7 protein-coding genes are annotated in these 6614 nt (G+C 43.1%); 3 read left to right on the forward strand and 4 right to left on the reverse strand.

Going from position 1 to position 6614, the window contains the following annotated elements; all coding sequences use genetic code 11:
- Positions 1-248: 248 nt before the first annotated feature.
- On the forward strand, positions 249-653 hold the full coding sequence (locus ACED28_RS09590) for a hypothetical protein (RefSeq protein WP_371709733.1): 405 nt from the start codon (positions 249-251) through the stop codon (positions 651-653).
- Positions 654-712: 59 nt separating this feature from the next.
- On the opposite strand, the gene ACED28_RS09595 is transcribed toward ACED28_RS09590, so the two are convergent.
- The 3 genes from ACED28_RS09595 to ACED28_RS09605 form a co-directional block, all read right to left on the reverse strand.
- Positions 713-811, reverse strand: coding sequence for a methionine/alanine import family NSS transporter small subunit (locus tag ACED28_RS09595; protein WP_009848986.1), 99 nt, complete (start codon positions 809-811; stop codon positions 713-715).
- Positions 812-813: 2 nt separating this feature from the next.
- The gene (locus ACED28_RS09600) at positions 814-2274 is read right to left on the reverse strand and encodes a sodium-dependent transporter (protein WP_009848987.1); all 1461 of its coding nucleotides are present in this window, start codon (positions 2272-2274) and stop codon (positions 814-816) included.
- A gap of 496 nt (positions 2275-2770) precedes the next feature.
- Complete coding sequence (locus tag ACED28_RS09605; RefSeq protein WP_371709734.1) at positions 2771-3364, reverse strand: porin family protein; 594 nt, start codon at positions 3362-3364, stop codon at positions 2771-2773.
- 145 nt (positions 3365-3509) lie between these two features.
- Here ACED28_RS09605 and ACED28_RS09610 point away from each other — a divergent pair, with 145 nt between their 5' ends.
- Positions 3510-3599 carry a YnhF family membrane protein gene (locus ACED28_RS09610; protein ID WP_102248935.1) on the forward strand — a complete coding sequence of 30 codons (90 nt, stop codon included), beginning with the start codon at positions 3510-3512 and terminating at the stop codon, positions 3597-3599.
- Positions 3600-3640: 41 nt separating this feature from the next.
- Positions 3641-4843 carry a patatin family protein gene (locus ACED28_RS09615; protein WP_371709735.1) on the forward strand — a complete coding sequence of 401 codons (1203 nt, stop codon included), beginning with the start codon at positions 3641-3643 and terminating at the stop codon, positions 4841-4843.
- Positions 4844-5071: 228 nt separating this feature from the next.
- Here ACED28_RS09615 and pyk read toward each other — a convergent pair whose 3' ends face one another.
- Positions 5072-6520, reverse strand: coding sequence for a pyruvate kinase (pyk, locus tag ACED28_RS09620; protein WP_012603578.1), 1449 nt, complete (start codon positions 6518-6520; stop codon positions 5072-5074).
- Between the last annotated feature and the right edge of the window lie 94 nt (positions 6521-6614).

Genomic DNA, 6614 nt, shown 5'->3' on the forward strand with positions numbered 1-6614 from the left:
AATTTTTGATTGTAGAACAACTACTTATCAAAAAATTATGCCTTGTTCTCAAGGTTTTTTCCTGCGCTATTCCTGAACACTTACTTACTGTGATTGGTATAAGCTCTTCTTACTCAACTAGCTCTACTCAACTCTATGTGTTGAAGGCCGATACCGAACCTTGAGCGCCAGTTCGCTTTTACCTAGCGATGACACCTCTCTTTGTGAACCCAGTACACTACCATTTTTAAAAACAGTCTGAGAATATTATGAAACATCGTTATTTGATCGGCCTTATGTGCTGCAGCGGAGCCGCGTTTGTGCATGCTTCTGAAGCACCAGATTTGGAAGTTGGATTAGCCATTGACCAAGACCTGAGTGTCGTTGTCGAATTTGATCAGAAATACCGTGCCACGATTGGCAACGACGGTGCTGCATTTGACTACATTTTGAAGCGTGGTCAGTTTGAGGCTGAAGCTCCGTTGAGTTGGTATGTCGGTGCAGGTGCTTGGGCTGAGTGGAATGATGATTTTGGCTTACGTTTGCCTTTAGGTGTTAAAGTGAATTTCTACGAAGGTTGGAATGCGTACGCTCAAGTTCACCCTGAGCTCGACATGTATAAAGGTGTTGAATTACAAGTGGGTGGTGCACTGGGTATCACCTACAAGTTCTAGGTGATGAGACAAAAAAATGCCAGCTTAGTAGCTGGCATTTTTGAATGGTTTAAATAAGGTTATTTCTGTTTGTCCATTGCACGCTTTATGCAAATTGCAGCACCACCCCAAGTGATACCAAGACCAAGAACCATCATAATAATCGCACTCGTTGTCATGATTATGCTTCCTTCTTACTTGTCATATTTATGATAATGCCAATTGCTAGTAATCCTGCGATCATCGCCCAGCCAAGAGTCAGGTCGTAGCCACCGTAACCGTCTGTAAACAATGCGCTTAGTTTAGTTGCAAGAATGATTGCAAGCATAACGGGAGTGACGAAGCGTAAACATACGTTAAACCATACGCCAATAGAGAAATCTGAAATCTCATTGACGTACGCACGTACATCGCTAACTTTGTTTAGTAGCCATGCCATTAGAAGGATTTCAATGAATCCGCCTACCATGATGCCGACGTTGTTAGCGAAGTGATCGACTAGGTCTAGTAGAAGTAGGCCGCCGTTAGTTGCAAATGCCATAGACACCACAACACCAACGCCAATAACAATACTTGCTGCTTTTTTACGGCTCCAGTTCAGCTTGTCCATAATTGCAGATGTTACTGCTTCCATAATTGAGATATGAGAGCTTAAACCAGCCACAACAAGTGCAAAGAAGAATAGTGGACCCAGAATATACGGTGCTGGAAGTAAATTAATCGCAGCAGGTAGCGTAACAAACGCAAGGCCAACGCCTGCTGATACTACTTCAGTTAATGGTTTACCTTGTTCTTGAGCCATGTAGCCAAGAACAGAGAAAATCATAATACCCGCAAGAATTGAGAAACCACAGTTGATAAGAACCGTCATGAACGCGTTGTTCGTGATATCTGATTTTTCTGGCAAATAGCTTGAGTAAGCCAACATGATCGCAAAACCGATACTTAACGTGAAGAAGATTTGTCCATAAGCAGCAGCCCATACTTTTACGTCCCAGATCTTGCTGAAATCAGGTTCGAACATGTAGTTCACACCATCTAGAGCTCCTGGAAGGAAAACCATGCGTCCGATAAGCAAAATCACCATTATGAACAACACTGGCATCATTACTTTAGAAGCACGTTCGATACCAGCTTTAACACCACCCACGATAGCTGCATAAGTGATTGCCCAAGCGAGTAACATTGCGCCAGCGATGCCCCATTGGATGCTACCTAGGTTCGTCGGTGAGTTATCACCTAGAGCTAGATATTCACTGAAGAAGAATGCGTTAGTGTCTGTTCCCCAGCTTTGATTGAATGACATACCGAAGTATGAAATTGCCCAACCGATAACGGCAACATAGTAGACCGCGATGACAGCCGCTACACCCACTTGGAACCAACCAAGCCACTCAAATTTTGAGTTGATGCGCGCTAAGGTTGCAGGTGCAGAGCCACGATATTTTTGACCCATACTGAACTCTAGGATCATAAATGGGATACCAGCCGTAAGCATGGCAAATAGATATGGAATGAAAAAAGCACCGCCGCCATTTTCATAAGCCATATATGGAAAACGCCAAATGTTTCCTAAACCAATAGCAGATCCTACTGCGGCAAGGATAAATCCTGCTCGGGATCCCCACTGTTCTCGCTTCATATTTAACTCCTTTACAACTTCCCTGAGGTATGAAGCTTCTCGTCACGCTGTGCTTGGTAAGGAGATGATAGTTAAAACAGGCAAACGGTTTGACTGTTTACTTTATCTTCCGTGATTAAGAAAAGTTTAGATTATTATTTTGTTAGCGATTGGAGAACTCAGCGGATAATTCTTAATTGTTTGATGTGTGTTTGCATAACCTGAAATATTCAGCTGATGCGTGCTAATGAGCCTACCTAGTTAGAATGGTTAAAGCAATAGATTAGCTATGTTTAATAACTGTAGGGTTATGGTCTTTAAGATGTTAAATGGTGGTTATTTTAGAGGTATTAATTGGTTTGGGGTTTTCTGGTTGGTTTATGTGTCTGATTTTTTCGGCTTTATTAGGTTATGTGACTTTATTTAAAAGTAGAGCGTATGACTGAAATTCATACACTCTATAGTTGAACTGACCAACTATTCGGAGGTTCTATTGGTATGAGATGGTCATCGATACTTAGAAAGTAAAACTCAGTCCGACATTGGCTTGGAATTGGTTCATCCAGTCGGTATCAAAGCGGATGATGCACTCTTGCCCGTTACTTGGGATGTTACAAACGCCGGAGGTGTCGTTATCGACAACGGTACCTAACCAACGTAGTTGTGTGTTTAACGCTAATCGGTCACTAAATTTGTACTCTAAACCACCAAAGATAGAGGTTGAGAACCCATACTTATCCTTTGCCCAGTCTACATCGACGTAAGAAGCACCAAGGCCTAATCCCAAATAACCAGACAACACAGAAGAAGCTGGGTAGTAAATGCTACTTTGAAAGTGCAGGTATTGGATGGAGGAGCTTAGGTTGAGCGTTTCTAATTCAGAGCTTTGATTAGAATAGAAAAAGCCGATGCGTCCTTTTTCAAATGGCGTTTCAATCGAAAAGGTGTAGTTTTCAGACCCTTTCATATCATAGGTTTTACCGTCCTGGTCTTCGACACTGCCACCGCCTGTATAGCCCACCATCGGAGTAATGATGATCTCCGGCGAGGCATATACGCTCGAAACGGAGAGAAGCGTAATCATTGCCATTATATTTGCTTTGTTATTCATGAGTATATCCTTATCCATACACTTACTAATTGTGATGGTTACATCAATATTGTGCGACTAATTTCGACGATTCTTGAAGATACTTCACACACCTGATAGTACTTAAATAGAGACTCGACAAATTAATAATAAGACAGAGGTGTCTATGGACCATAATCTGAAAAATGCCCTACAAATAACGGTTGTCATCTACGCAATCATTCTCTCATTTGGCTTTATTGCAATTGGTAGTTAATACCATCTATTGCGAGGCTGGGTTTTTATACTCAGGGAATAATGAATAGTGGGATTATAACCAATATTGATACAGCAATAGACTTAGATTATTACGCTAAGTTTATTGCTGGAAAAACTGCACTGGTCGCCCAAGGTGGTGGACAGAGAAGTATTTTTACTTCTGGAGTGCTGGATGCCTTTCTTCTTTCAAATTTTGATCCCTTCGACGAGTTTTTTGGTACCTCTGCAGGTGCTCTTAATTTGTGTGCTTATCTGTGCCGCGATAAAGGCCTTGGCCGTTCTTTCCTTCTCGACCTTACAACGTCCCCTGAATTCTTCAATCTCTTTTCTTATATACGACACAGAAAGAACCTTGGATTAGAATGGGCCTTAGAACAAATCATGGCTTACCCATACAAGCTTGATTTGGATTTAGGACGACAAACGCTAGGCGAGCGCCATTTCTATGCAGCCGTCACGGATTCTAAAGACTTACGAGATCACTACTTCCCAGTATTGGGTGAAGATTGGTACAAAGTGATGATTGCAACCTGTGCGATCCCTCGCTTATACAATGATGAAATCTTTATTGGCGACAATGCTTATGTGGATGGTGGTGTATCAGCTTGCATCCCGGTTCAAGAAGCGTGGCGTAGACAAGCCCGTTCCATTGTTGTGATCCGAACTGAGCCAGCGTTAGAGGAAGAGGTCGAGGTTCAAGCTAACAGTACGCGATTAAAAACACCCAAACCGATATCAGCCGAAGAACTGGAATGGTTCCGCGAATCTTTTGACAGTGTTCAAGGTCATTGGCAACAAAAAGTGGAACAGTGGAAAACCGATTGGAGCTCGTTCTTTCAACAACAAATTCTCAGCTCAAAAGAACAGAAGCGCGACAGATCACATTTGGATTTACTGAATGGTGGTCGATGGTTATTCGGGGCGGATGACATCTATAGATTAAGTCATTTAATTGGTGATAAGTTTGATTCCGGCTTAGCAGATATGCTGATGGTGCATTACCAAACTTACTCATTGACTCAGGATTTTTTGAACTCCCCACCAGACGATGCTTTTGTCGTGCAAATTGCCCCGAGTAAGCCGCTGAAATCCAATTCATTAATGAGTAATAAAGAAGATTTACTGCACGATTATGATTTGGGTTTAGAAGCCGGTTACCGATTTGTTGAAACTTATACCTCTACGAAAAATGCCCGCAGTTCACACATGCCACAGTTGGCAACCATTGCTGCTGAGAAGTAATGCTTGAGGTTGATTAATAATATTTGAAGTTGATGAGTTAGCATTCCGTTAGTTAACTATATCTTTAGTAACTATATTTTTAGTAACCATGTCGTTGACTAGTAATGGCGTTAATTGTTGATGTTATTAACGAAGAATATACTGAAATGAAAAAGGGTTATTGAACTTGGTTCGATAACCCTTTTTTGTCATGAGATTAGGCAAATCGTTTCGCCTTACGGGCAAACATTAGGTGACAGGCAAGATTCTCATACAGTTGGTTGATCCCGCCACATCCATAATGTCGCCTTGAGTGACGATAACGAGATCGCCAAACTTAAGATGCTCTTGCTCTTTTAGGCAGGTGAGCGTAGATAGGGCAATGTCAAAACTGTCTTTGGCTTCTGTCTCGAAGTAGATAGGTGTTACACCTCGGTACAAGGTACAGCGATTAAGTGTTCCTTCGTTACGAGATAGTGCGTAGATAGGCATATCTGCACTTAGACGAGACATCATCAGTGCAGTACGGCCTGATTCAGTGAGAGTGACTACGCCTTTAATGCCTTCCATATGGTTTGCCGAGTAGATAGTCGCCATCGAAACGGTTTCTTCGGCGGTCACAAACGTGCGGTCAATTCGGTAATTGGATTGGTTGTTAATCCCCGCCATTTTCTCAGCACCAATACACACTTCAGCCATCGATTTTACGGTTTCGACCGGGTAATCACCTGCAGCTGTTTCACCTGAAAGCATGACCGCATCTGTTCCATCAAGTACCGCATTGGCAACGTCCATGACTTCGGCACGGGTTGGCATTGGCGCTGAAATCATCGATTCCATCATTTGAGTTGCGGTGATCACCGTTCGGTTAAGCGCTCTAGCACGACGTATAAGCTGTTTTTGTACTCCGACCAATTCAGGGTCGCCAATTTCGACTCCGAGGTCACCACGAGCTACCATGACCACATCTGAGGCCATTATGATGTCATCCATGTTCTCAACAGTGGCGACCGTCTCTGCTCGCTCTACTTTTGCTACAAGGTGAGCTTCTAAACCTGCTTCTCGTGCGAGTTGACGAGCGTAGTGCATGTCTTCGCCGTTGCGTGGGAAAGACACCGCAAGGTAATCCACTTTGATTTGTGCGGCGGTGACGATGTCGCGTTTGTCTTTTTCTGTCAGCGCTTCTGCTGACAAGCCGCCGCCTTTTTTGTTTATGCCTTTATTATTCGAGAGAGGGCCGCCAATGATGACTTCGGTATGAACGCGACAACCTTCCACTTCGGTTACTTTTAGCTGTACACGACCATCGTCTAGCAACAGGATGTCGTTAGCTGAAACGTCGTTAGGTAATTCTTTATAATCAAGACCGACCGCTTGTTGGTTGCCTTCGCCTAAACCAAGGCTACTGTCGAGAGTAAATTGGTCACCAACGGCAAGTTGGATTTTGCCATCTTTGAATGTTGACACTCGAATCTTGGGACCTTGTAAGTCACCGAGAATAGCGATCTGAGTGCCAAGTTTTTTGGCTATTGCTCGGACATTTTCTGCACGTTGTATATGGTCGTCGCTAGTGCCGTGAGAGAAGTTCATACGGACGACATTGGCACCGGCTTTGATGATCTCTTCAAGCACGTTACCTTTATCAGTAGAAGGGCCTAGCGTTGTGACGATTTTCGTTTTTCTTAATTCGGCTGTCATGAATACTCCTAGAGTGAGGCCAAGTAATCTATTAAAAGACTAGGGCGTGTTGATCTTTCGAGCTGATTTTTGCAGCGAGTTGCTGGGTATTTAT

The sequence above is a fragment of the Vibrio sp. 1F253 genome, from assembly GCF_041439295.1.
Lineage (GTDB): Bacteria > Pseudomonadota > Gammaproteobacteria > Enterobacterales > Vibrionaceae > Vibrio > Vibrio tasmaniensis_A.

Coding starts and splice junctions, on each gene's coding strand:
- ACED28_RS09590 (WP_371709733.1), top strand. CDS start 249: ATGAAACATCGTTATTTGATCGGCCTTATGTGCTGCAGCGGAGCCGCG.
- ACED28_RS09595 (WP_009848986.1), bottom strand. CDS start 811: ATGACAACGAGTGCGATTATTATGATGGTTCTTGGTCTTGGTATCACT.
- ACED28_RS09600 (WP_009848987.1), bottom strand. CDS start 2,274: ATGAAGCGAGAACAGTGGGGATCCCGAGCAGGATTTATCCTTGCCGCA.
- ACED28_RS09605 (WP_371709734.1), bottom strand. CDS start 3,364: ATGAATAACAAAGCAAATATAATGGCAATGATTACGCTTCTCTCCGTT.
- ACED28_RS09610 (WP_102248935.1), top strand. CDS start 3,510: ATGGACCATAATCTGAAAAATGCCCTACAAATAACGGTTGTCATCTAC.
- ACED28_RS09615 (WP_371709735.1), top strand. CDS start 3,641: ATGAATAGTGGGATTATAACCAATATTGATACAGCAATAGACTTAGAT.
- pyk (WP_012603578.1), bottom strand. CDS start 6,520: ATGACAGCCGAATTAAGAAAAACGAAAATCGTCACAACGCTAGGCCCT.